This is a genomic window from Saccharopolyspora oryzae, assembly GCF_027853915.1.
Lineage (GTDB): Bacteria > Actinomycetota > Actinomycetes > Mycobacteriales > Pseudonocardiaceae > Saccharopolyspora > Saccharopolyspora oryzae.
In genome coordinates, this window is the sequence record NZ_JAQGLA010000023.1 from 61275 (window position 1) to 83520 (window position 22246).

Sequence of the window (22246 nt, forward strand, 5' to 3'; positions counted from 1 at the left end):
GGAGGGATCGGGCATGCCGCTGAGATGGGGACGGGGCGAGAACCCCTACCGGGAGAACTACTTCGGGATCTTGCAGGTGGGGTCGCACGCCAGCCCGCTGCTGATCACGTCCCGCCGCAGGGATCTGCAGCGCAAGATCGGCGCCGGAGGCGAGCACCGCGTCGCCGGCCGGACGATCACCGAGGCCGAGCTCGCCGAGGCGGAGTCGCGGCTGCTCGACCCGGCCCGGCGAGCTGCCGAAGCGCTGCTCGTGCACGCTCGCCCGGCCACCCACACCGGCCGGTTGCCGGAGCTGTGCGCAGCGGTCGAGGAGGCCGCGACGGTGGAGGAGTCGAGCCGCCCCTTGCAGCTGACCAACCTCGCCGCCCTGGCTCCGCTGGTCCCACCGCCGCACCCGGCGGATCTGCCGCGCCCGTCCTGGACGGACCTTCCGGTGCCGGCGCCGGACAGCCCCGAAGACACCCGAGCCGACGTCCTGTTCGACCTCTGACCTGGGGAGCTACGAGATGATCATCGGCATCGATCTGGGCACGACCTTCAGCGTGCTCGCAGTGCGCGGCAAGGTCGAGCTGGCCGACGGGTACCCGCCGCCGACCTACCTCGAGGAGCTCGACGTCACGATCATCCCGGACCCGTACGGGAACGACGTCATCCCCTCCGCGGTGTGGGAGGACCCGCACGACCCCGGCAAGCTCGTCGTCGGCACGGAGGCCAAGGACCGGGCCGCCGATGGCGAGGCGCCGATCCTGGCCGCCAAGCGCAACATCGGCACCGACGTCGTCCACCGGCTGGGCGGGCGGGACTACAGCGCTCGCGAAGTCGCGACGATCGTTCTCCAGTACCTCAAGGACATCGCCGAGCAGGCGCTCGGCGAGCGGGTCGACCGCGCGGTGATCACGCACCCGGCGTTCTTCGAGGGCTCGATGATGCGCGAGACCGCGGAAGCCGCGCGGGCGGCCGGGTTCGACTTCGACGAGGAGAAGCACCTCCTGATGGAACCCACCGCGGCCGCGCTCGCCTACGCGGGCGCCGACCGGCGGGACCCGCTGCGGCTGCTCACCTACGACCTCGGGGGCGGCACGTTCGACGTCACGGTGATGGAGCGCCGCGGCGGGGTGGTGACGATCAAGGCGTTCGGCGGGAACCGCCTGCTGGGCGGCTACACGTTCGACCGCAGGCTGGCGCAGTGGCTCTACGACCGGATGCGCGAGCGGGGCGTCCAGATCACGGTCGACGACGAGGGCACCGGCAACCTCGGGACCTGGACGCAGTTGCTGCAGATCGCCGAGAACACCAAGCACAAGCTCGCCGGTGCGCGGACCGACCGGGTGCCCGTGCACATCAGGGAGCAGCTCACCGACGACCACGGGCGGACCGTGACGCTGCTCGACTCGATCAACCGCGCCCAGTACGTCGAGCTCATCCAGGAGCTCCTCGACGACACCCTCGGCGGCGGAGGTGCCGGGGACGGCACCAAGGGCTGCGAGCTGGTCCTGGCGGATGCAGGCCTGACCATCGAGCAGGTCGACGAGATCCTGCTCGTCGGCGGTTCCACCTGGGGTCCGTGGGTCACCGACACGATCCGGCGGAGGTGGGGCCGGGAGGCCCGCCTGCTGGAACCGGACCGCATCGTCGCCGCCGGTGCGGCCCTGCAGGCCGGGTCGATGCCGAGCGAGATCTCCAGCGCTGCCTGCACCGTCCAGCTCGACGTGGAACCCCGCACCCCGCAGGAGATGATCACGGTCGCCGGCCAGGTGCGAACCGAGTCGGCGGCGGAGCTGAACGTCGTGCTCACCAGCGAGAACGGCAGCCGCCACGCGGCGATCCCGGACGACACCGGCCGGTTCTTCTTCGAAGAGGTCGAACTGCGGCCGGGGACCACGACGAACTTCACGCTGCTCGTCGGCGACGGCTCGCAGCTGCCGCTGGCCGAGCACGCCTTCACCGTCGAGCACGTCGCCGAGGACGCCGACACCGGGATCACCGGGGTGTTCTCCGTGCTGCCCAAGCCGCTGTTCATCGAAACGGTCCAGGGGATGGAGCCCCTCGCGGAGGAGGGTGCGACCTTGCCCGCGAGCCGGACGCTGGAGTTCCAGCGGATCAACGACTTCGACACCATCGAGATCCGCTTGTTCCAGGAGTACGACCCGATCGGCGTCGTGCTGATCAAGGACGTGCCCCCGGAGGCGACCAAGGGCTCGAAGGTCACCCTCACCGTCAACATCAGCGCCAGCAACAAGATCGAAGGACGCGCCACCGTGCACAGCCGCGCGGGAGCGGTGATCCGCGAAGCACCGGTCGACGTCAGCATCCCGCGCATGGAGATCCCGTCGCTGTCCGAGCTGCGCGACGAGCTCGCCGGGCTGGAAGCCGAGCTGGACCAGCGGATGGCCCTCGAGACCGATGCGACGAGCCGCATGACGTTGCGGGCCGACGGCGACCGGTACGTCCACAAGGCGCAGCGCCTGTTCGCGGTCCCGGTGCCCGACCGGCAGGAGATCTGGTTGCTGCTGCGCGCTTTGGACCGCGTCGTCCACCCGGTGCGGCACGAACTGGAACCGTCGCTGGCCGAGTGCGAGGGGATCATCCTGGGCATCAGGGAACTGCTGTCCGCGCAGGGCTCCGACCCGAACGTCCAAGCGCACGACCAGATCGTCAACAGGCTGGAGAAGGAAGCGCGGGCCGCGTACGCGCGGCGCGACGCCAAGCGCTGGGCGCAGGCCAACGGCGGCCTGCGGGACCTGTACCTCCGCCTGCGGCAACCCAGCCAACCCCGCCAGCAGGAGACCCTGCCCACGGACCTGCAGAAGGTCATGGCGGTCATGCCGCTGGACAAGCTCCGCCAAGAACTCCGCGCGAAGGAGGCGGAGAAGGAAGCGGAGGCGGTCGACGACGCCGAGTTCCAGCGGTTCCGGTCCCGGGTCAACCGCGTCCGCGCGCAGATCGACGAGATCCAGGAGGCGATCGAGCAGATCGGCGACGACACCCAACCGCGCACCGCCGAAGCCCGCATCCAGCTGTCGATGCTGAAGATGAAGTCGATCTCCGACCAGATCAACCGCCTCGACAGGGACATCGACCGCCTCTGACCCGAGCAGGGGTCAGGGCGCGGGTTCGCGGTCCAGGAGCGCTGGGTGGCCGGTCGTGCCTGCTGGTACCGGGTAGTAGCTGTGGTGGGTGAGCGGGTCTGCGGCGACCACGTGCGCATCCGTTGCCAGGAAGCCCGATCCGATCACGACCGGCTGGCCGCCGTGCGCATCGAGCACGGTCAGCCAGCCGCTCTCCGCCGCGACGTACAGCCGGTTCAGGCCGGGGTCGTAGGCCAGGACGTCGGGGTCACGTCCGACGTTCGCTGTTCCGCTGACCTTCTCGGAGTCCAGACCGACGGTCAGCAACCTCGCGTTGCCGTCGCATGCGACGAAGGCCTGGCGCTGCACCGGGGCCAGAGCCAGGCCGTGGTCGTGGTCGCAGCCCGGCAACGCGATTCGCCGAGTCACGGCGAGCGTGGTCGGGTCCAGGACGGCGAGCTCGTTCCGGGACTGGACGTCCACGAGCATCCGGTCGGCGACCGGGTCGTAGGCGACGTTGCCGACCTCCCCGCCCAGCACCGCCGTGCCCCGCACGGCGCCGGTGGCGGCATCGACGACGGTCTCCGTTCCACCTCGCTCGTTGGTCGTCCACACCGCGTTGCGGCGCGCGTCGTAGGCCAGTCCGTCGGGGTAGTCGCCGGTCGGGGCTCGGCCGATGACCTGTCCGGTGTCCTCGTCCAGCACGACCACCTCGTTCCGGCCCGTGGCCGTCGCGTAGACGCGGTGCAGCGCGGGAACCACGAGCACTCCGTGCACTTGCGACACGTTCGGAATCACCCGCACCACACGAGAAGCGCGCACGTCGACCTCGACGACCTCGCTGGCACCGAGGTGCGCCACGAACAGCAGACCGCGGTCCGGGTCCAGGCTCGCGTAGTCGAACCGCGAGCTCCCACCTGGCAGATCCACCTCGCCGACAGCGCGCAACGGCAACGAGGAAGGCTGCGGACGCAGGTACGTCGTCGCCGCGACCACGACGATCGCCAGCACCAGCACGCCGAGAGCGACCAGCGCCCACCAGCGACCCTTCATCGCGCCGCTCCCTATCGCGCGGGTTGGGCGTTCGTGGCGTCAACAGCCGCCCGAAGCGACTTCGCCAGCGCCACACCGTCGTCGACGCCCCAGAAGTGCAGGTAGAACAGCCGGGGTTCGTCGGTGAGGCTGTGGTTGTGCAGCGCGACCACGCTGATCCCGCCCTTGCGCAGCGCCTGCACCACCTTCTCCACCTCCGGCGCGGTCATCACGAAGTCGCCGTTGACCGCGGCCCTGCCGCCACCGACGGGCTGGAAGTTGAGCCCGGTGTTGACGCCGGTTCCGGGCGGGACGACGTGGCCGGAGTCGGTGACGACGTCCTTGCGGGCGATGCTGAACTTGTAGATCCCGCCGTCAGCCGTTCCCTTGCGCCCGAGCGCGTTGTCGATGCCAGCGGTGTCCAGCTCGACCGGTGGTTGCGGAGCGGCTGGAGTGGCTCGTGGGGTAGCGGTGGCGTCCAGGGCGGCCCGCACCCCTTGTGCGAGCTGAACCGGGTCGCCCATGCCGTGGACGTGGGTCCACCACACCGGCGGGGATTGCTCAAGCAGGTGCTTGTGCAGCGCGGTCTGCTCGATCCCGTGCGCTTGCAGCGCGTCGGTGACCTTGGGCAGTTCGTTCTCGGTCACCACGAGGTCGCCCATCAGCATCGTGGTGTCGTCGTACTTGGTGAACGTGGCGTAGCCGCCCAGGGACAAGCCCGGCTTGATGGTGACGCCTTGCGAGACCACGTTGGTGAGGTCCGACCTGGTCAGCGCGACGCGGTAGACGGTGTTGCCGTCGGTGAGCTTGCCCGGTCGGCCCAGCGCATCGGCAACGCCCTTCCAATCGGCGTCGGCGGTGGCGATCGGCTGGTGCCCGCCCGGGCCTGCTTCGGGCGCCTCTCCTCGACCGCCCGGAGTCGGCGCCCCGCCACATCCCGCCAGCGCCGCCAGCAGCACGGCCACGATCGGAACCGCTGCTCGACGCGCTCGAGTGCTCGACATCTCCGGCCTCCAATCGAGGAGCCCACCCCGGCCCGCTCCGGGCGGCCGAGGCCCGTCGGCGGGGGATTCCTCCTGCGAGCCGGGTGTGCAACCGTGGTTTTCCGAGTACAGGGATAGCTCCTGGACATGAAGCGCCGATGAAGGCGGAACCGTCCTCGCCGGGCGGAGGTGAACGGCCGTGCGGGTGCTGGTCGTCGAGGACGAACCGAAGATGGCCGGGCTGCTGCGCAGGGGCCTCGCCGAGGAGGGCTACGCGGTCGACGTCGCCGCCGACGGCGCGGACGGGTTCGCCGCGGCGATGAGCCGCAGCTACGACGCGGTCGTGCTCGACGTGATGCTGCCCGAGCTGTCCGGGTTCGAGGTCTGCCGGCGACTGCGCAGCAGCGAGGTGTGGGTTCCGGTGCTGATGCTCACCGCCCGCGCAGCGGTCTCGGACCGCATCGCCGGGCTCGACGACGGGGCGGACGACTACCTGACGAAACCGTTCCACCTCAAGGAGCTGTTCGCCCGCCTGCGCGCCCTGACCCGGCGGGGACCGGTGCCCCGGCCGACGCAGCTCACCGCCGGAGACCTTCGCGTGGACCCGTCCAGCCAGCGGTGCTGGCGGGGCGACGTCGAGGTGGTGCTCACCGCCAAGGAGTACGCGTTGCTGGAGGCGTTCCTGCGGCGCCCCGGCGCCGTGCTCACCCGCGAAGTCCTGCTGGAGCACTGCTGGGACTTCGCCTACGAATCGCGGTCCAACGTCGTCGACGTCCACATCCGCGCCCTGCGCGACAAGATCGACCGCCGCTTCGGCGTCAGATCCCTGGAAACCGTGCGCGGCACCGGGTACCGGCTGCGCGCGGACGGCGGCCGGGCGGACGCGGGGCAGCGATGATCAGCCGTTGGTCCCTGCGGCTGCGGCTGACCGCCGCGTTCACCCTCACGATGGCCCTGATCCTCACCGCCGCCGCCATCGGCACCGTCGTCAACTCCCGAGCCTCGCTCGACGAGTCGATCACCGAATCGCTGCAGTACAGGCTGCGCGACGTGCAATCGGCGGCCGACGAGCTCGCACCCGTCCTGACCAGCGGTCGGGACACCGCGGAGCAGGTCCTCGACGCAGAGGGGAAGGTCGTGGCCAGTTCCGGTGGCGACCAGCCGCTGCTGACCCCTTCGGAGTTCGCTGCCGCTCAACGCGGCCCGATCATCGTCGAACACCCCGGAGCCGGCGCGCTGACCGGACCCGTGCGCGTCGCAGCAGGACCAGCCGAACCCCGCGTTGCGGTGGCTGCCGTGAGCCTCGCCGACCGGGATGCCGCAGCGGCCGACCTCGCCCAGGAGTTGGCGGTGGCGTTCCCCCTCGTGCTCGTGGCGGCAGCCGTCGGCGCGTACCTGCTGACCGGTGCTGCGCTGCGACCGGTGGAACGCATGCGAGCTCGCGCCGCGTCGATCACCGCGGAGAATCCCGAGCAACGACTCCCGGTTCCGGAGAGCCGTGACGAGATATCGAGGCTGGGCAACACCTTCAACGACCTGCTCGGGCGCTTGCACGCAGCGCTCGACCGCGAGCGGCAGTTCGTCGCCGACGCCAGCCACGAGCTGCGCACCCCGCTGAGCGTGCTCACCACGGAGCTCGAACTCGCCCTGCGCCGCCCCCGCACCCAGGACGAACTCACCGCGGCGCTCCGGTCGGCATTGGGCGAAACCGAACGGCTCTCGCAACTCGCCCACGACCTCCTCCTGCTCGCCCGCGCCGAGCGCACCGGTGGTGGCGCACAAGAGTCCATTGTGGAGATTCGATCCCTCTTGGCATCGGTCGTCGATCGCCTCCACGTCGTCACCGAGGCGCACGACGTCGACGTGGACTGCCCTCTCGGCCTGGCAGCCAGGGCAAATCCGGACGACCTGCGCAGGGCGGTGAGTAACCTGCTCGACAACGCGGTCCAGCACGGATCCGGTCCCATCACCGTCAGCGCACAAGGCCGCGGGGCAGACGGCACTGTGGTCATCGAAGTGCGCGACCACGGCCCCGGTCTGGACCCCGAACTGCTCCCGCACATCTTCGACCGCTTCACCCGCGCGGACACCGCCCGCACCAGCGGAGGCACCGGCTTGGGGCTCGCCATCACCGCGGCGCTCGTCCACCGGAACGGCGGATCCGTCACGGCCGCCAACGCCGCCGACGGGGGCGCCGTCTTCACCATCACCCTCCCCGCCGGTCGCCCGGAGGAGCCCTGACCGAGCGCCCTCGCGCCGACTGCCAGTCGCGAATCCCGCAGTCGAGCGGGGGAAATCTGCAGTCGGGGCGTGGACGGTGCGGGACGCGTGCCGGTTTGCTGCCCGTTGTCGTCGAATCGTCGGATTCGGTGCCGGAAAACGTCGATCAATTCAAACTATCCGATTGACAAGTTGTTCGCCGTCGCTGATGGTGATGGGCAACGAAACGGCGGCCGCCTCGGAAGAGACGACGTCATGACATGTCCTCTCGCGGAGGAACTCGATGTCGAACGCGGAAGCCCAGCACCACGCCGGTCTCAAGCAGAACGCCTTCGGCGTTCCCGGAATCCTGTTCTTCGTCCTGTCCGCCCAGGCGCCGCTGACGAGCATCGTCGGCGCGGCCGCCCTCGCCGTGGCGCTGGGCGACGGCGCCGGTGCGCCCGGTGCCTACCTGGTGGTCGGCGCCGTGATCGTGCTCTTCGCGGTGGGGTTCACCGCGAGCACCCGACATCTGGACACCCGCGGCGGGTTCTTCGCCGTGATCAGGGCGGGGCTCGGCTTCCGCACCGGAGCCGCCGGATCGGCGCTGGCGCTGCTGTCGTACAACGCGGTCCAGATCGCGATGTACGGGCTGTTCGGATCGAGCCTGTCCGGCCTGCTCGAACGGCACACGGGGATCGCGGTGCCGTGGTGGACGTGCGTCGCGGCCGCCATCGGCGTCGTCTGGTTCCTCGGCAGCCGCAAGGTCGAACTCGGTGCCCGCGTGCTGGCCGTGCTGGTCGCGTTCGAGCTGCTCCTGCTGATCGCCTTCGCCATCGGCGTGATCGCGACCAAGGGCTGGTCGGCGCTGGACGTGCCGGCCAGCTTCGGCCCGGACGCGGTCCTCGCGGGCGCACCCGGGGTGGCGATCATGTTCGCGATCGCGTCGATGTTCGGCTTCGAGTCCACCGCGATCTACTCGGCGGAGGCCAAGGACCCGCGCCGCACCGTGCCGCGCGCGACCTACATCGCGGTGGTGCTCATCGCGGTGTTCCTGGCCTTCGTGACGTGGATGCTGATCTGCTTCTACGGAGCCGCGCAGGCCCAGTCGGCGGCGCAGGCGGCGCTGGAGAGCGATCCGGCCTCGTTCGCCGTGACACCCCTCAACAGCGTCCTGGGCGAGTGGTCCGGCACCGCGGCGGACGTGCTGCTGTCGACTTCGCTGTTCGCCGGAATCCTGTCCTTCCACAACATGATCACCCGGTACCTGCACACCATGGCCGGGCACCGGCTGTGCCCGCCGAGCCTGGAGCGCACCAACCGGCACCAGGCCCCCGCGCGGGCCTCGCTGGCGCAGTCGTCGCTGGCCGCAGTGGTGGTGCTGCCGTTCGCCGTTGCCGGGATGGATCCGGTGAACCAGTTGTTCAGCTGGTTCGCCGGGCTCGCCGTCGTGACGCTCGTCGTCCTCTACGTGCTCACCTCGGCCGCGGTGATCGGCTTCTTCCGCCGCACCCGCGCGGAACGCAACCCCTGGACGACGCTGATCGCACCGGCGCTCTCCGCGGTGCTGATGGTCGGCATCCTCACCCAGGTCGTGCGCAACTTCGGCGTGCTCACCGGAGGGAGCACGGTCACCGTGTGGGTGCTGCTCGCCGTCGTCCCCGTCGTGTTCATCGCGGGACTGCTGCGCTCCCGCCAGGTACTTCCGGTCACCGACCTGCCTGATCTCCCCGCATCCGACCAAGGAGGAGCCAATGTCCACAATGGAACTTCCAGTTCTTCCCGCTGACGACAGCGACGGCACGACGCATCCGCTCGCCGCGCTCACCCCCGCGGAGATCGACGCGACGCGGGAAATCCTGGCGGAGGCCGGTCTGGTCACCGCGGCCACCCGGTTCTCCTACGTCATGCTCCGCGAGCCGGACAAGCAGGACGTGCTCGAGTGGGACGGGAGCACTCCGCTGCCGCGCGAGGTCTCGCTGCTGGTGACCGAACTCGAACCGCTCGGCCTGAGCAGCGTCGTGGTCGATCTGACGGCGGGCGAGGTCGTCTCGCGAACCGTGCTCGACCCCGCCGAGGTCGGCTTCGGCCCCTGCCTGGACGAGGACTTCGAACTCGTCGACCAGATCGTCAAGAGCGACGAGGGCTGGCTCGCCGCGGTCGCCAAGCGCGGGATCACCGACGTGACCAAGGTCCGCCCGGTTCCCCTGACAGCAGGCGTTTTCGGCTACCCGGACGAGGTCGGCCGCCGGATGTACCGGGTGCTGTCGTTCTACCAACCGCACCCGGGCGAGCCGCCGTGGGCCCACCCGGTGGGCGGGGTGATCGCGCACGTCGACGTGAGCGGCCGCCGCGTGCTCCGCGTGGTGGAGACCCACGTGGAGCACGTTCCGGAGGAGTCCGGCGACTACCTGCACGAGGCGGTGCGCGGGCCCCAGCGCACCGACCTGAAGCCGATCTCGATCACCCAGCCCGAAGGCGTCTCGTTCGAGTACCGCGACGGCGTGCTGTCGTGGCAGAACTGGCAGCTGCGCGTCGGGTTCAACGGTCGCGAAGGGCTCACCCTGCACCAGGTCTCCTACGCCGACGGCGGGGTCCAGCGCCCCGTCCTCTACCGGGCGTCGGTCGCGGAGATGGTCGTCAACTACGGCGACCCGGGCCCGACGCACGGCTGGCAGAACTACTTCGACCTCGGCGAGTACCAGTTCGGGCGGCTGGCGAACTCGCTGGAGCTGGGCTGCGACTGCCTGGGCGAGATCACCTACGTCGACGCGGTGGTCTCCGACGACCACCTGCGCCCGCACGTCATCCGCAACGCCATCTGCATCCACGAGGAGGACTTCGGCGTCCTGTGGAAGCACAACGACATCTTCACCGGCACCTCGCAGACCCGGCGGCAGCGGCGGCTGGTGGTGTCGTTCTTCGGCACCGTCGGCAACTACGACTACGGGTTCTACTGGTACTTCTACCTCGACGGCACGATCGAGCTGGAGGCCAAGGCCACCGGCATCCCGTTCCCCTCGGGCTACGACGGGCAGGACCCGCACTTCGCGGAGCTCGCGCCCGGGCTCGGGGCTCCGGTCCACCAGCACCTGTTCTCCGCGCGCCTGGACATGACCGTCGACGGGGTGCGCAACCACGTCGACGAGCTGGAGGTCGCACCGGTGCCGCCGGGGGAGGGCAACCCCTGGGGCAACGCGATCGGCCGCAAGAGCACCCGGTTGCGCACCGAGCACGAGGCCCAGCGCGTCGCCGCGAACCACCTCAACCGGGTCTGGGCGATCGCCAGTTCCGAGCGCACGAACCGGTTCGGCAAGCCGACCTCGTACGTGCTGCACCCGGAGGGCCAACCGGCGCTGCTCGCCGACGAGCACTCGTCGGTCGCGCGCCGCGCCACCTTCGCGCGCAAGCACCTCTGGGTGACCCGCTACGACCGGGACCAGCTGTGGCCCTCGGGCTACACGGTCAACCAGAACCCGGGTGGTGACGGCCTGCCCGCCTACGCGGCCGAGGACCGGCCGATCGACGGTGAGGACGTGGTGCTCTGGCACACCTTCGGGCTGACGCACTACGTCCGCACCGAGGACTGGCCGATCATGCCGGTGGACTACACGGGCTTCAAGCTCAAGCCGGACGGCTTCTTCGACCGCAACCCGACGCTCGACGTGCCCGACCTCAGCACCGCGCACGGCTGCTGCGGCGGAGGCGAATGTGGTTGCCACGACTAGCACTCCGCCCGGCGAGTACCGATCACGGTGCCGGTGGATCGCCGGGGTCGCCGTGGTCGGTGCCGCCGGGCACGTGGGTGCCGCGCTGATCGACCAGCACGGGTGGGTTCTCACGGTGGTCTTCGCGGTGATGGCGCTGCTGTGCGTGCCGTGCGCCGCGCACCTGCTGCGCGGCAGCCCGACCGCGTTGCGGCTGGTCGCCGCCAACGCGGCCGGCATGGTCGTCGCCCACCTCGTGCTCGCCGCCACCAGCGGTGGCCACCACACCGGCTCCCCGGCGCTGGCCGTCCTCACCGTCGTCGAATGCGGCATCGCCGCGGGCGCGTGGTACACCGCGCGCCATTCGCCCCGGCCAGCACGACCGCACTGATCGCAGTCGCCCACCCCTCGCGCATTACCCTGAACGGGAGAACTGGAGGGGCGCGATGGCGGGGCTGACGTACGGCACCGGGCGGCAGGCGCTGCTGGACGCCGCGGTGCGGGTCGTGGCGGCGCAGGGCCTGCGCGGGCTGACCTACCGCTCGGTGGCCGCCGAGGCCGGGGTGACCCATGGCTCCGTGCGCTACCACTTCGGTGACTGGGAGACGCTGGTGCAGGAGGCGCTCGCGCACTGCGTCAAGCGCAGCGTCGAGGACGGGGATCTGTCGTCGCCGGGGGAGGACTTCGAGGAGTTCGCCTCCGGCCTGATCTCGCTGGTCGCGGCCGATCCGGATGCGCAAGCGTTCCAGTACGAGCTGTACATGGAAGCCCGGCGGCGCCCGGAGCTCCGCCCGGTCATGGAGCGCGCGAACGGCCTGTACCGCGAGGCCGTCGGCGCTGAGCTCGCGCGGCACGGCCTGGACGACCCCGACCTGGCCGAGCTGGTGTTCGTCACCCTCGACGGCCTCGTCTTCCACCAGACGGTCTTCGGCGACTCGGACCGGACCGAACGCGCCGCCGCCGCACTGCGAAACCTGCTCGAGACGTACCGCACCGCCAAGGGAACCTGAGCCGGCACCGCAGGTCAGCGGGTGCGTTCGTAGTGGCGGCGCGCTTTCTCGCGGTTGCCGCAGGTGGCCATCGAGCACCAGCGGGCGCGGTTGGCCCGGCTGCGGTCGAGCAGGAACAGCTGGCACTCGTCGTTGGCGCAGGGGCGCAGCCGGCCGGGCAGTCGCTGCTCGGTGTCGGCCCAGGCGAGGACCGCCTCGACGGCCAGCCGGGCGTGCGGGGGAGTCTCGACCGTCCACTGGAGACCGTCCGAAGTGGCCTCCGGAACCTGGTGGACCCCTTCGAGCAGCGGGCTCAACGCGGCGGGTGAGCTTTCGCCGCGCACCACGTCCTGCAGGACGTCCCGCGCCTCGCGCAGCAGCTCCAGTTCCGCGAGGCTGCCGTCGCCGCCGTGCTCCCGCGCCCAGCGCCTGCCTTCGACCGGGTCGCCGAGCGCGTCCTGCTCCTCGCCGTTGACCAGTGGCCTGCTGTTGAGCAGGTCCAGCAACGCATCCATCGAACCCCCTAACCAGATCGAGCCCTTTGACAGGTTAGCTCCTCCATGCTTCCATGGCGAATACCTAACCGTATCAAACACTCGAAGAGGTTAGAAATGAGCTCGGTGCGCCACCGGACCGCCACCGTCGACGGTCACGAGATCTTCTACCGCGAAGCCGGCCCCGCCGACGCTCCGGCGATCGTCCTGCTGCACGGCTTCCCGACCAGCTCGTTCATGTTCCGCGAGCTCATCCCGCTGCTGGCCGACGACTACCACGTCATCGCGCCGGACCACCTCGGCTTCGGCCACTCCGCCGCGCCCGGCGCGGACGAGTTCACCTACACCTTCGACACCCTCGCCGAACTCACCTCCGGCCTGCTCGACCAACTGGGCCTGGACCGCTACGCCCTCTACGTCCAGGACTACGGCGCCCCCATCGGATGGCGCCTCGCGCTCGAGCACCCCGACCGGATCTCCGCTGTCGTCACCCAGAACGGCAACGGCTACGAGGACGGTTTCGTCGACGCGTTCTGGGCCGACGTCTGGGCCTACGCCGAGAACCCCGGCCCCAGCACCGAACCCGCCGTCCGCGCCGCGCTGAGCCGCGACGCCATCCGCTGGCAGTACGTGCACGGAGTGCCCGACCCGAGCCTGATCAGCCCGGACACCTGGGAGCACGATTTCGCCCTCGTCTCCCGCGAGGGCAACGACGAGATCCAGCTGGCGCTGTTCCGCGACTACCAGAACAACCGCCCGCTCTACCCGCTGCTGCACGAATACCTGCGCACCAGCGAGGTCCCGGTCCTCGCGGTGTGGGGCCGCAACGACGAGATCTTCGGCCCGGCCGGAGCCCAGGCCTTCACCCGAGACGCCAAGGACCCGGAGGTCCACCTGATCGACGGAGGCCACTTCCTCCTGGAAAGCCACCTGAAACTCGTCGCGGGCTACCTCCACGGCTTCCTCAGCCGAGTACTGCCCTGAACGCGACTGACCCGCTGAAGACGGGGCAGCGGAAACGCGCGGAGGCTGATTCGGGGAAGCTGAGGACGACCAGTTCGCCGCGGCGCAGGCCGACGGCCATGGCGAACTGCGCAGGCGGTCTCGTCGCGGCGAGCACATCCCCCAACGCGCTAGGCAACGATCCAAATGGCCGCTGGTTATGCCTGATCAGGTGTGGTTTCCGCAGGTCGGGCTCGAAAAAATCCACACGAGCCCGTGCGCGGCGCGAGTTGTCGGTTCTCGTCGCTATTCGCGTTTGTTCGTTCGCGTCGCCGTAGGCGGGGCGGGTACATGCGATGAAGGTCGACCCGCTGCATCCTCATGCCTCATCGGTTCTGGCGAATTCCAGCCAATCACGCGTAGTTGATCTTGCTTGCGTGCTGCAGTCGGACCGTAATCCTGCTTCAACGGGGTTGCGGAGAATGGCGCCCAGCCCGAGCAGGTCTATAGTGCGCCCCATGTCAGACTCCCAGCAGCGCAGTGCGTCCCCGTTGAAGATTCAGCTGGACGTCTCCATGACCGTGTCGGTCGAGGAGCCTTCAAAGCTGATGGCCGCTGCGCTGGCCTCTGTCGAGGAGGCTGACTTCACCAGCTCTGCGGAGAAGGAAATGTTCCGGCAGCTTGTTGCCAGTGACCCTGCAGAAGCGCTTCAGTGGCTTGTCGACGGCGATGGGTGTTTCTTCGAACATGGCGCCTACGCGGAAGAGTCAACCATACGTGCCCGCAAACTGCCAGGAAGTCCGCTGCCGCATCCCGATTTCAGCGCCCTATTCACTGCGTGTCCGTGCGAAGCAAGATCTGAAGACGATGACGACCACGAGTACTGCGAACTCTGCGGCGGCTGGAGTCTTACAGCAAACACGGCAAACTGTCTGCACGGTGCATTTGACATCCTGATCGATCAGCTGATCGATGACCTCAAAGAACACGGCGACAAGCCAGTGCTGGACCCCTTTCAATGGATGGCCTTCCACTTGCTGCCGAATACCACGTGGGCAATGGACAAGGTATGGCGTGCGCGGTTTATTCACTCCTGTATCGATCTGCAAGGAGATTTAGCGAGCGGTCGCGAGCCTTACCCTCGTTGTACGGCCGAGGAGATGGCCCTTCACCTTGCGATCGATTACGCGCCCGTTGTGGAAGAATTTGACGGTGATGCGTACGAGTCTCGGCGGGATGACTTCGACTGGGACACTTGCTTGGAAGATTTCTTTGAAGATCACGACATACTAATAACCAAAGAACGTCCATGGTTGGCGCGCCCAGAAGATCGAACAAATATATGGATGAGGATAGGAGATCTGCGGCCAGAGAACTGGTTCTCTTGGTTTAATTCGGGTGAACCGCGGGATGCAAAGCGCTTCACGGAAGATGCGTACCGACTCCCAGGGTTGGCCTGAGGTGAAGTTCGGTCGGTATTCTCCAGGTTTCTTCGCGGTCGCGATCGTAATTCTTGTACTCGCGATAGCAACTGGCTTGACAAAGATCAACAACGCTGTAGTAGCCGGGATCGCTGGGGCTCTCGCTGCGATCTTCTCCTTGCTCGCTACGATCCTGCTTGCGCCGACCGTTGAACGCAGGAAGAAGCGAGCGGAAATCCTCTCTGAACTGCACAAAGGATTCCGTCTGGCGCGTAATGGTGACCTTCCTAAGGTGCGGTCTGTCGACAATGCCGTCATGCTCGGCGTTCACAAGGCCACTCCGAGTAGGCGTGGAGACGGGGCGCTTCCACCCTATGTGCCGCGGGACGTGGACACTGAGCTTGAAGCCGCATTCCAAGCGTCGATCCTCATCAAGGGGGATTCTGCATCCGGGAAAACGCGGACTGCATATGAGTTCATCCGCAGAACATACCCCGATTGGAGGATTGCGGCGCCAGTTGATGGGACAGCACTGCGCTGGATCTATACCCACGGGCCGAGGCTCGATAACACAGTGCTCTGGCTCGACGACCTAGAGCGCTATATCCGGAATGACGGTTTGGACCAGGTCATGCTGGAGGACCTGCTAGTCGGTGGCCGTGGGCGTGTGGTCCTAGTTGCGACAATACGATTGGTCGAGTACGACCGAATCGTTAATGGTGTCCCGGTTGGTCGCCCCGATGGTGAACAGCGGCATATCCTGCATTCCGCGCGAGGAGTACTCGAAAATCCCGATCTGATAAAATTGTCCCTTGAGCGCAAACTTAGCGAGTCCGAGCAGGACCGAGCGATGCAAATGCCGGCTGATGATCGGATTCTGGCCGCCCTGAAAGAGTTTCCGAACATGGGGTTGGCTGAGTACCTGGCGTCGGGGCCGCAACTGGTGGAGCGGTGGCTGCTCGGCAGATCGTTGGATAATCAGCCACTAGGGGCTGCAATGGTGTCGGCCGCAGTGGACCTGGCCAGGGTTGGTTGGTACAAGCCGCTCCAGAGCGAGGATCTGCGCAAGCTTGCCGAGCTGTACACAGACATCCGGATCGTCGCCCTCGCTGCGGATACTGCTTTTGACGATGCCCTCCGCTGGGCTACCGCACCGGTCAACGCCACGACGGCGTTACTGGAACCGACGGGACAAGGCGTCAAAGCACCTGACTACCTGGTCGACTACGCTCAGCGCAGCACCCACATGCGGCCGCCGCGTCAGCTGTTCTCGTACTTGCTGGACAGGGTGGACTCCTCCGCGGCGTTGGTTGTCGGACTCGCTGCGTATGACCTCGCCGACCCTGCAATGGCCCTGCGGTTCCATTTGATCGCGACGAGAAACCTTGATCACCCAGATTTCGGCTTTGCAGCGGCCAATATCGGAACTCTCTACTACGAAGGAAGAAACTGGCGTAATGCACGCCGCTGGTGGCGACGTGCGGCGGAAGCTGGAGATCCGTTGGGGGCCATGGAGTTGGCCCGTGTGACCGGCGACTCTGACCCTCACCTCAGTCACATCCTGCTAGGTAAGGCAGCGGCCGGAGGCATCGGAACGGCGGCGTCGGCGTTGGGAGACGCGTTGCGTCGCAAGGGAAACCGAGTGTCTGCTGGAGTCGTCCTTCGCAGAGCTGCATCAGAGGGACATGTACCCAGCATGTGCATCCTTGGTGGTGTCTACGCCGAGCTGGGACGGATCCCCAAAGCTCGCCACATGTGGGTACGAGCCATGGACGCAGGTAGTGTCCTAGCCAGGATCAACATCGCCACGTTAGACGCCATGGCGGGGGACATCCCAGCGGCGGTGGCAGCTTGGGAACAGCTGGAGAAGACGCCGTACTTCTCGATCGCGTGCCGTTGTCAGGGCGTCGCCGCGTTGTTGGACGGGCGGCTTGCGGAGGCGCGTTCTTACTTCGAACGAGCCAACGTTGTGACCGACTGGCAGTCGTCGGTCTTGTTGGCATACACCCTCTCCTGTGCAGGCGACCCGACGGAAGCGGTGACATGGCTCCGTATCTCGCGGCGCGTAGGCATGGCAAGCGCGCGTCACGGACAGGAATACTTGCGGAAGGTCTTGACCGGCGACTGGTTGGCAGCGGCGGGTGGTTGGCAGGGGTAGCAAGCGCACCGTCGATGCACGCGCTCCACTGCTTGGCGAGCCCTATTGGGCCAGGTAGTCCCCCGGTGCAATTCGTACCGCATCTACACGGCACGGAGCCTGCCTTGGGCTGCTGATTTCCGTCACTGACCTCCCCGTCGAAGAAGTTGTCCACAATGGATCGGGCGGTTCCGGGCTGCCACGAGCGGATCTGCTCACAGCGGAGAAACCGGCGGCGGACGCCGGGACGGCGGCATCGTCGGGGCATGACGAACAACGAGAAGCCGCCGCTGTTCGACCACCGGCTCCGGGAGCGGTTCTTCAGCCAGCGGGTACTGGTCCTCGACGGCGCGCTCGACGACGACAACGGGACGGCGCTGACCACCCAGCTGCTGTCCCTTGCCAGCGAAGACCCCAACAAGGACATCGCGCTGTGGATCCACTCGCCGGGTGGCTCGGTGCCGGCGATGCTCGCCATCCGCGACGTGATGCGGCTCGTCCCGTGCGACGTGGCCACGCTCGCCCTGGGACTGGCCTGCAGCGCGGGGCAGTTCCTGCTGTCGGCGGGAACACCGGGCAAGCGGTTCGCGCTTCCGCACGCCCGGATCCTGATGCACCAGGGGTCGGCCGGGATCGGCGGCTCGGCCGTCGAGGTGGAAGTGCAGGCCGACGACCTGCGGCACACCCGGGACACGGTGCTCGGGCTCATCGCGGAGGACACCGGCCAGCCGGTCGAACGGATCTTCACCGACTCGCTGCACGACCGCTGGTTCACCACCGAGCAGGCCCGCGAGTACGGCTTCATCGACCACGTCGTCGACAGCCTCGGCCAGGTCGTGCCCGTGCGCACGCACCAGCTGGGGATCGGCTCGCAGACGGGAGCGCGCGCATGAGCACCTACACCATCCCCAACGTCATCACCCGCAACCTGGGTGGCGAGCGGATCATGGACGTCTACTCGCACCTGCTGTCGGAGCGGATCGTCTACCTGGGCACCGCGATCGACTCCGGTGTGGCGAACGCGCTGATCGCCCAGTTCCTGCACCTGGAGGCCGACAACCCGGACCGCGAGATCAACCTGTACATCAACTCCGAGGGCGGTGACCCGTCGGCGATGCTCGCGCTGTACGACACCATCCGCTACATCAAGGCGCCGGTGGCGACGACGTGCGTCGGCCAGGCGGTCGCGGCCGGTGCGGTGCTGCTGGCGGCGGGGGAGACCGGGCGCCGATCAGTCCTGCCCCACACCCGGGTGGTGCTGCACCAGCCCGCGGCGCAGGGCCGGGGCACCATCCCGGACCTCATCATCCAGGCGGACGAGGTGGTGCGGGTGCGCACCCAGCTGGAGGAAATCCTGTCGGCGCACACCGGTCGCGACGTCGAAGACCTGCGCCACGACACCGACCGGGACCGCGTGTTCAACGCGGCGGAAGCGGTCGATTACGGGCTCGCGGACCGGGTCCTCGACCACCGAGCGTGAGACCGGGGTTTCAGGCGGCCATGAGCACGGGTCCCGCAGGACGACGACCGACTGCGGGGCCCGCGCGCCGCACATCGCCCGCGATATCGATGAGCAGATCGGCCAGGTCGACGCCCAACGCCCCCGTGACGGCGGCGATCATCTCGCTCGAAGGCTCCTTGCGCCCGCGTTCCATCTCCGACAGGTACTGCGGCGAGATACCGGCCCGCTCGGCGACGTCGACGAGCCGACCACCCTGCTCCTCCCGCGCCGCACGCAGACTCCGCCCCAACACCTCACGCCACAACGGCTCCGGTTCACGGGACGACGAGCTCTTCTTGTGGAACGGAAGGATGTCGGCCATGCGGCCATCCTGACACCGCCAGTCCCCGGGAATCACCGGTTCCGCTCCGAGCAGAACTCTGCCGCGGCGGTCGAAGCCCGCTGCTTCGCAGTCCCGGAGACGGTCTTGTTCGCTTCGAGGGGTGCGCGGAACAGCTGGCCCCGGCGGATCTCCGTTCGGGCGCCGGATACTCCCTGGTAGCGAGTTTGTGCTGGTCAATATGGGTGGCGTAACTCTGGCGAAATAATCGCCGAGTACCGTGCCGATCGTGAACGAGCCTGTTGATGCCTCCCCCGGTAGCTCGTCCGGACGGCGGATCCCTGCCGGATGGGTTTCCTCGCAGCCGCGTGCCGAACGGGCGCGGCAGGTGGCCGACGTGTTGCGGTACCAGATCACGGCGGGAAAGTTCGCCGACGGCGCGCTGCCGGATGAGCGGAGCTTGGGGGAACAGCTCGGCGCTTCGCGCAACGCGGTGCGCGAGGCGTTGGACCTGCTGCGGTTCGAGGGCTTGATCATCCGGCGCCGCGGGGTGGGCACCAGGGTGGTGTTGCCGAAGTACGGCCACGGGTTGGACCGGCTCGCCGGACTGGCCGAGGCGATGACCGGCTACGGCGAGATCACCAACCAGGTCCGATCAGCCCGGCGGGTCACCGAGTTGCCGGTTCCGATCGCCGAGCGGCTGGAGGTGGACCCGTCGGCAGGAGGGGTGTACCTGGAGCGGTTGCGGTGGCTGGACGGACTACCGCTGTCGCTGGACACCACCTATCTCACCGCGGACGTCGGCTGCGGCGTGCTCGACGGTGATCTCGCCGGCCGGGATGTGTTCACCCTCCTCGAGGAGACCACGGGGCACCTGCTCGGGAGCGCCGAGGTGACGGTTCACGCCGTCACCGCCGACCCGGATACCGCCGCGCTGCTGCAGATTCCGGACCATGCTGCGGTTTTCGCCTTGGAGCGCCTGACCCGGCTGTCCGATGGGCGCCCGGTGGACGCCGAGTCGATCCGCATCCGCGCCGACCGCATGGCGTTGACCGCCACACTGCACCGCGGTCACGTCCAGCCTTGACCAACCCCTCCGGCTGCAGGTCCCCGCTGCACCGAACTTCATTGGAGATCGCCGTGTCCTCACGCTGCTCGAGCTCATCAGTCGTTCGGCGGAAGGTGGTGCAGTGGTAGCCGGACTCACCACTCCGACGCTGATCCTCCTGGGACTGTTCGGGTTCGCCGGTGGCGTCGGCATCACCGCCGTGGGGCCCGGCGGAGTACTGCCCACGATCGGTTTGTTCGCCCTGACCGACCTGTCTCCCGCCGAGGTGGCGGGAACCGCCATCGTCACCCATGTGGCGACCGGGATTCTGGCCACGGCCGCCTACGCTCGTTCGGGCCACCTGCGTGAGCCGGAAACCCGCCGCACCGCGCTGATCCTCGCCGGCGCGGCCCTGATCGGAACCCCGGTCGGGGTCATGGTCAACACCGCCGTCTCCAAGCGGGCATTCGGCCTGGTCCTCGGCGCATTCGCGGTTCTGGCGGCCGCACTGGTCTGGTACCGCGAACGGCATCGTCCCGCGACGCCCCAGGCGCACCCGCCTGCGGGGATGGTGGCGCTGCTCGGTTTCGCGGTAGCGGTCGCCGCCGGCATCATCGGCATCGGTGGACCCATGCTCACTGTTCCCCTGCTGGTCGCCCTCGGCGTGCCAGTGCTGGAATCCCTCGCCTCGGCCCAAGCCCAATCAATCGTCATCGCCAGCGTCGGAACCGCGGGGTACCTGGCTCACGACACGATCAACTGGGCCCTGGCGGCCCTGGTCGGCATCCCGGAACTCATCGGCGTCCTGCTGGGATGGAAGATCGCGCAGTCCCTACCCACCCGCAGGCTGAAGTACGCCTTGATCATCACACTGCTCGCCCTAGCGCCCTACCTCGCACTGCACGGCGCATAGCCGATGCACGCCGCTGGAAGCCGCCGAGGTCGAAGTGCGGCGCCGTGATCGTCGGAGACGACGCCCAGGAGGTGGGTCTGAGCGGCGGCTTCTTGATCATGCTGTTCACTTGACCGCCGGGCGGGTGACACTTCGCAAGTTTCGCAAGTTCACCTGAAACGGACACCGTGCTGATCTGTTCCTGCCGAACTGAAGAGGAAGGCAGATATGAGGAGAGCACAGGCGACCTCAGTCAGCGCGGTTCTGGTCGCGGCTGCAACCGCGTTCGCGGCCCTGCCCGCGCAGGCGGCAGAGGGATCGCTGCCCCAGGTGCACGCCAAAGTCGAGACCCCGGCCGTTTTCGATGACGAAGAGGGCGGAAACGCCAGCGCCGATGACCCCGCGATCTGGCGGAACGACGCGGATCCCAACCGCAGCCTGGTGATAGCCACCGCCAAGGAAGGCGGAATCCGCGTGTACGACCTCGACGCCCGTGAGGTCCAGTCGATCCCAGCGCAGCCGGCGCCCGGTCACGACGACGCGCCTGGTCGGATCAACAACGTCGACATCGTCGGCAACTACGCGGTGGTCAGCGACCGCGGTTTCGACGCGCTGCGCATCTACAGCATCGACGCGAACCGCGCGGGTGCTCCGCTCGAAGAGGTCACCGACCCGGCGAATGCGCCGCTGATCTTCTCCGCGGACCAAGCAGAGGTCAACGACGAGACCACCGCCTACGGCCTGGCGGCCTGGCAGGACCCCGAGTCGGGCCGCATCTTCGCTGCGGCGTCCGAGGCCGGACGCACCACGCACGCACTGCTGGAACTCAAGCCCGATGCCGAGGGCAAGGTCGGCTACACCAAAGTCCGAACCCTGGACCTGCCAGCGGAATTCACGTTGCCCAACGGGGCCACCTGGAGTCCCTGCGAAGAGCCGGGTGAGCTGCCGCAGTCCGAGGGCATGGTCGCGGACCCGGTCGCCGGTGTCCTCTACATCGGCCAGGAGGACGTCGGGTTCTGGCGGGTGAACGCCGACTTCACCGGTGAGCCGGAGCTGGTCGACGCGGTCCGCGACTTCGGTGCTCCGGCTACCTGGGACCCGGCTACCGAGGAATGCACCTACGGCGAAGACCCCGGTTTCGGCGGCGATGTCCTCACCGCCGACGTCGAGGGCCTGACCCTGTGGAACGAGCCGAAAGGCCAGGGCTACCTGCTGGTTTCGAGCCAGGGTGACAACACCTTCGCCGTCTACGGCCGCAGCGACAACAAGTACAGGGGTGGCTTCGCCCTCGCTCCGGGATCGGTCATCGACGGTTCCGAGGATTGCGACGGCGCTGCCGTGCTGAACGCCCCGCTGGGTGAGCGGTATCCGAACGGGCTCGCGGTGATCCACGACGGCTACGACGACCCGCAGGTCGAAGGCAGGGAAGGTTCGAACTACAAGTTCGTCGACCTCGCCGAGCTGAAGGCTGCGGTCGGCCTGCGCTGACCGGCGGTCGTCCGCGGACAAGAGGAATGCGCACGGCTGCTGCGGCCGGACTGGACGCAGCAGCC

General features: G+C 68.2%; 20 protein-coding genes. 16 read left to right on the plus strand and 4 right to left on the minus strand.

Annotation, left to right across the window (positions count from 1 at the left end; all coding sequences use genetic code 11):
* Positions 1–13 precede the first annotated feature (13 nt).
* Complete coding sequence (locus OU415_RS16735; RefSeq protein WP_270949736.1) at positions 14–490, plus strand: hypothetical protein; 477 nt, start codon at positions 14–16, stop codon at positions 488–490.
* Between the two features lie 16 nt (positions 491–506).
* Complete coding sequence (locus OU415_RS16740; RefSeq protein WP_270949737.1) at positions 507–3089, plus strand: Hsp70 family protein; 2583 nt, start codon at positions 507–509, stop codon at positions 3087–3089.
* Between the two features lie 12 nt (positions 3090–3101).
* Here the strand turns inward: OU415_RS16740 and OU415_RS16745 are convergent, their stop codons facing one another.
* The gene (locus OU415_RS16745) at positions 3102–4121 is read right to left on the minus strand and encodes a YncE family protein (protein ID WP_270949738.1); all 1020 of its coding nucleotides are present in this window, start codon (positions 4119–4121) and stop codon (positions 3102–3104) included.
* An 11-nt stretch (positions 4122–4132) separates the two neighbouring features.
* Positions 4133–5104: a DUF1259 domain-containing protein gene (locus tag OU415_RS16750; protein WP_270949739.1), complete on the minus strand. Its 972-nt coding sequence runs from the start codon at positions 5102–5104 to the stop codon at positions 4133–4135.
* Between the two features lie 178 nt (positions 5105–5282).
* Between OU415_RS16750 and OU415_RS16755 the strand changes: the two genes are divergently transcribed.
* From OU415_RS16755 to OU415_RS16780, 6 genes are all read left to right on the plus strand, one after another.
* Positions 5283–5981 (plus strand): response regulator transcription factor, encoded by a 699-nt coding sequence (locus OU415_RS16755; RefSeq protein ID WP_270949741.1) that lies wholly within the window; start codon positions 5283–5285, stop codon positions 5979–5981.
* Positions 5978–7324: a HAMP domain-containing sensor histidine kinase gene (locus OU415_RS16760; protein WP_270949743.1), complete on the plus strand. Its 1347-nt coding sequence runs from the start codon at positions 5978–5980 to the stop codon at positions 7322–7324. Before OU415_RS16755 ends, OU415_RS16760 begins: the two co-directional genes overlap by 4 nt.
* 262 nt (positions 7325–7586) lie before the next feature.
* Positions 7587–9071, plus strand: a complete 1485-nt coding sequence (locus OU415_RS16765; RefSeq protein WP_270949745.1) for an APC family permease — start codon at positions 7587–7589, stop codon at positions 9069–9071.
* Positions 9037–11010: a primary-amine oxidase gene (locus OU415_RS16770; RefSeq protein WP_270949746.1), complete on the plus strand. Its 1974-nt coding sequence runs from the start codon at positions 9037–9039 to the stop codon at positions 11008–11010. Before OU415_RS16765 ends, OU415_RS16770 begins: the two co-directional genes overlap by 35 nt.
* Complete coding sequence (locus tag OU415_RS16775; protein WP_270949748.1) at positions 10994–11380, plus strand: hypothetical protein; 387 nt, start codon at positions 10994–10996, stop codon at positions 11378–11380. The genes OU415_RS16770 and OU415_RS16775 overlap by 17 nt, the downstream gene beginning before the upstream one ends.
* A gap of 55 nt (positions 11381–11435) precedes the next feature.
* The gene (locus OU415_RS16780) at positions 11436–11999 is read left to right on the plus strand and encodes a TetR/AcrR family transcriptional regulator (RefSeq protein WP_270949750.1); all 564 of its coding nucleotides are present in this window, start codon (positions 11436–11438) and stop codon (positions 11997–11999) included.
* A 14-nt stretch (positions 12000–12013) separates the two neighbouring features.
* Here OU415_RS16780 and OU415_RS16785 read toward each other — a convergent pair whose 3' ends face one another.
* On the minus strand, positions 12014–12493 hold the full coding sequence (locus tag OU415_RS16785; protein WP_270949751.1) for a CGNR zinc finger domain-containing protein: 480 nt from the start codon (positions 12491–12493) through the stop codon (positions 12014–12016).
* 96 nt (positions 12494–12589) lie between these two features.
* Between OU415_RS16785 and OU415_RS16790 the strand changes: the two genes are divergently transcribed.
* The 5 genes from OU415_RS16790 (at position 12590) to OU415_RS16810 (ending at position 18452) form a co-directional block, all read left to right on the plus strand.
* Positions 12590–13456 (plus strand): alpha/beta fold hydrolase, encoded by an 867-nt coding sequence (locus tag OU415_RS16790; protein ID WP_270949752.1) that lies wholly within the window; start codon positions 12590–12592, stop codon positions 13454–13456.
* 476 nt (positions 13457–13932) lie between these two features.
* A complete protein-coding gene (locus OU415_RS16795; protein ID WP_270949754.1) occupies positions 13933–14874 on the plus strand; it encodes a hypothetical protein in 942 nt (313 codons plus the stop codon).
* A 1-nt stretch (position 14875) separates the two neighbouring features.
* Positions 14876–16993: a tetratricopeptide repeat protein gene (locus tag OU415_RS16800; protein WP_270949756.1), complete on the plus strand. Its 2118-nt coding sequence runs from the start codon at positions 14876–14878 to the stop codon at positions 16991–16993.
* A 245-nt stretch (positions 16994–17238) separates the two neighbouring features.
* Positions 17239–17865: a ClpP family protease gene (locus OU415_RS16805; RefSeq protein WP_270949757.1), complete on the plus strand. Its 627-nt coding sequence runs from the start codon at positions 17239–17241 to the stop codon at positions 17863–17865.
* Positions 17862–18452 carry a ClpP family protease gene (locus tag OU415_RS16810; RefSeq protein ID WP_270949758.1) on the plus strand — a complete coding sequence of 197 codons (591 nt, stop codon included), beginning with the start codon at positions 17862–17864 and terminating at the stop codon, positions 18450–18452. Before OU415_RS16805 ends, OU415_RS16810 begins: the two co-directional genes overlap by 4 nt.
* A gap of 10 nt (positions 18453–18462) precedes the next feature.
* On the opposite strand, the gene OU415_RS16815 is transcribed toward OU415_RS16810, so the two are convergent.
* Positions 18463–18795, minus strand: a complete 333-nt coding sequence (locus OU415_RS16815; protein ID WP_270949760.1) for a helix-turn-helix domain-containing protein — start codon at positions 18793–18795, stop codon at positions 18463–18465.
* 247 nt (positions 18796–19042) lie between these two features.
* Here OU415_RS16815 and OU415_RS16820 point away from each other — a divergent pair, with 247 nt between their 5' ends.
* The 3 genes from OU415_RS16820 to OU415_RS16830 all read left to right on the plus strand — a co-directional run bounded on the left by OU415_RS16820 (position 19043) and on the right by OU415_RS16830 (position 22181).
* Positions 19043–19840, plus strand: a complete 798-nt coding sequence (locus OU415_RS16820; RefSeq protein ID WP_270949761.1) for a GntR family transcriptional regulator — start codon at positions 19043–19045, stop codon at positions 19838–19840.
* A 103-nt stretch (positions 19841–19943) separates the two neighbouring features.
* The gene (locus OU415_RS16825) at positions 19944–20714 is read left to right on the plus strand and encodes a sulfite exporter TauE/SafE family protein (RefSeq protein ID WP_270949762.1); all 771 of its coding nucleotides are present in this window, start codon (positions 19944–19946) and stop codon (positions 20712–20714) included.
* Between the two features lie 207 nt (positions 20715–20921).
* The gene (locus OU415_RS16830; protein WP_270949763.1) at positions 20922–22181 is read left to right on the plus strand and encodes a phytase; all 1260 of its coding nucleotides are present in this window, start codon (positions 20922–20924) and stop codon (positions 22179–22181) included.
* Positions 22182–22246: the final 65 nt, after the last annotated feature.